We start from the raw sequence: 3195 nt of genomic DNA, 5'->3' as shown, positions 1-3195 counted from the left end.
GACGTCGTGGCCTTGGCCAGCGCCGTGGTGTTCCAGCTGGTGAGGGTGTTGATGCTTCCCCCACGGTCCAGCCCGTCCTTGTCCGGCCGGTACCAGGCGCCCTGCGGCACCGAGAGCACGCCCGGCACGATGCGCGGGGTCACCCGCGCGACCAGCTCGATGCGGCCACGGTCGTTGAAGACGTGGACCACGTCGTCGTTCTCGATCCCTCGCGCCTTCGCGTCGGCGGGGTTGATCCACACGATCTGCGGGTGCGCCTCCTTCATCCAGGGGACGTTGCCGTACGTCGAGTGGGTCCGGGACTTGTAGTGGTGCCCGATGCACTGCAGCGGGTACTTCTCGTTGGTCAGCGCCTCCTCGACGCCCTCGGCGCCCACGAGGTGCTCCGGAAGGGCAGTGATGCGCTGCCCCTCGGGAAGCTCCCACATCTGCGCGATGTCCCAGATCTGCTGGGAGAAGATCTCGATCTTTCCCGAGGGAGTCTTGAGCGGGTTGGCGACCGGGTCCTCGCGGAACGCCTTCAGTGGGATGACGTGCCCCGCCGGGTTGCTCTGGCGGTACACGCCGGCCTTGCGGAACTCCTCGTTCGCGGGGATCGCCGGGGTGTCCTTGCGCGTGGTCTCGATAAGCTCGTCGATCCACTCGTCCTGGGTCTTGCCCTCGGTGAACTCCTCCTCGACCCCCAGCCGCTTGGCGAGCTCGGTGAGGATCTCGTAGATCGGCTTGCAGTCGAACAGCGGCTCGATGGCCTTGTCCGCATAGATCACGTACCCGAGGTCGCCTGTCGAGCCACCCGCCGTGAGGTCACGCTGCTCGACGTTCGACACGTCCGGGAGCAGGATGTCGGCGAACTTCGCCGAGGCGGTCATCTGGTTGTCGATCACCAGGATGAACTCGAGTAGCGACTCGTCCTGCAGCAGCTTCGACGTCCGGTTCGCGTCCATGTGCTGGTTGACGATCGTGTTGCCGGCGTAGTTGAAGAGGAACTTGATGCCGGTGTCGAGCTTGTCCTTGCCGCGCACGCCGTCCCGGAGCTTGGTCATCTCCGGGCCGCGCTCGACCGCGTCGGTCCACATGCAGATCGAGATCGAGGTCTCGACCGGGTTCTTCAGCTCGGGGAAGCCCGCGACTTTGAAGTTGTAGGACGTCTCGCGGTCGCCCGTGCCACCGCCGGGGATGCCGACGTTGCCGGTGAGCAATGCGAGCATGAAGATCGCGCGCGCCGAGTTCTCACCGTTCATCTGACGCTGCGCACCCCAGCCCTGGCTGATCGCGCACGGCTTGGCTCCGGCGATCTGCCGGGCGACCGAGATGATCTGCTCGATCGCGACGCCGGTGATGGCGCTGGCCCATTCGGGGGTCTTGACCGTGCCGTCGGGGCCCTTGCCGAGGATGTAGCTCTTGTAGGAGTTGCCCGCGGGGATGCCCTCGGGCATGTGCTCCTCGTCGTAGCCCACGCAGTACGTGTCCAGGAACTCCTGGTCGACGAGGTCCTCGGTGATCATGACGTGCGCCATGCCGGCCACGAGCGCCGCGTCAGTGCCCGGACGCAGCGCGACCCACTCGTCGCCCACTGTCGCGGCGGTGTCCGAGTAGCGCGGGTCGACCACGATGAACTTCGTCTTGCTCATCTTCTTGGCCTTCTGGATGACGAAGGCCTCGCCGCCCATGCGAGTCTCCAGCGGGTTGTTGCCCCACAGGACCACGAGCTGGGAGTTCACCGAGTCGTCGAACGTGTTGGTCGAGGGAGAGACGCCGAACGTGTACGGCGCGGCGATCTGGATCGCCCCCGTCGAATACGTGCCGTAGGAGAACAGGTAGCCGCCCAGGCAGTTGAGGAACCGGCGCACCGAGGAGCGCGAGCCGATGGCGCCGCCGTTCGTCCCGGTCCCCGAGTTGAGGTAGACGGCCTCGTTGCCGTGCTCGGCGATGATCCGCTCGAGCTCGCCGGCGATCGTGTCGAAGGCCTCGTCCCAGGTGATCTCGACGAACTCGCCGGCCCCGCGCGGGCCGACCCGCTTCATGGGGGCCTTGAGGCGGTCAGCGTTGTAGATGCGCTGGCGCATGGACCGCCCACGCACGCACGCGCGGACTTGCTGCGACCCGAGCTCGTCGCCACCGGCGTCGTCAGTCTCGACTCGGACGATCGTGCCGTCCTTGACGTGGAAGCGCAGCGGGCACCTGCTCTGGCAGTTGACCCAGCACGAGTTCCACGCGACCGAGTCCGCGCCGGTGATCGGCGACGCGTTCGCGGCATTCGCGGCGCCGACACCGGGAATCACGCCCAGTGACGCGCCCACGCCGACAAAGGCCGCACCACCGCCCGCGACCCCTGACCACTTGAGGAAGGAACGCCGCGGCATCCCAGTCCTGGGTGGTGTCCCTGTCGTCCCAACAGCTGTCATCGAGGGCCGTCCCTTCGGCAGGTCTCGGCTACGTCATTGGCGCCAAGACGGTGGGTCAATGCTCCCGGGGCTCCCATTTACCACCTGGGGCGATGGTCCTGCCCGAGTTCGACCACTTCGACAGCAATGGCACCCATATAGTCCGCGCCATTACGCAAAGCACGTATGCGCTATTTGCCGAATAGCGGCGCCGTCTCGTTGGCACGTGGCTGCCAGACCACGCAGGGCCCGCACCTCGCGTGAGGTGCGGGCCCTGCGTGTTGTGCGGCGCCTGCCGGCGCGGTGTCACATGCCGATGCGGGCCATCTGCTCGTAGAACTGCGACCGGCCGATCAGCTCACCGGCCAGCACCAGGACGAACGCGCTGGTGCTCACGATCGCGAGCAGCCGGACACCCGAGTCCTTGGCCGCCGAGGCGTAGCGGTACAAGAACACGGCCAGCAGGCCGGCCCCCGCGAACACCAGGACCAACCGCGCCACGAACCACGCCCCGGAGAACACCGCGGCCGACTCCGCAGCGGCCCCGCCAGCGGCCGACAAGTTCGAGATGTGCAGCGGGATGATGACGAACTCGACGCCGAGCATCGCGACGGCCGTCAGGCCCACGCCCTTGAGCGAGCGCGTCAGCAGCGTGCGAGCGCCCTCGTCGAGGTCGAGCCCGCCCTCGCCCTTCTTGAGCGCCGCGCGGCGGCGCCACATGATCGAGCCCATGAAGGCCGCCCCGACTGCGAGCGAGCCCAGCAGGAACGTCGTGGCGAAGAACTGCGCGGGCGTCGCCCAGGTGTGCCAC

2 protein-coding genes are annotated in these 3195 nt (G+C 67.4%); both read right to left on the bottom strand.

Going from position 1 to position 3195, the window contains the following annotated elements; translation table 11 throughout:
* A partial coding sequence (locus QUV83_RS17600; RefSeq protein WP_289566228.1) for a DMSO/selenate family reductase complex A subunit occupies positions 1-2363 on the bottom strand: 2363 nt, incomplete at its 3' end.
* Positions 2364-2690: 327 nt separating this feature from the next.
* Positions 2691-3195, bottom strand: a 505-nt coding sequence (locus QUV83_RS17595) for a hypothetical protein (protein WP_289566227.1), incomplete at its 5' end; no start/stop codon positions are given.

Origin of the sequence: Cellulomonas cellasea (genome assembly GCF_030372105.1) — a bacterium.
In the GTDB taxonomy this organism is placed as follows: Bacteria; Actinomycetota; Actinomycetes; order Actinomycetales; family Cellulomonadaceae; genus Cellulomonas_A; species Cellulomonas_A cellasea_A.
This window is presented reverse-complemented; position numbering and strand designations above follow the sequence as displayed.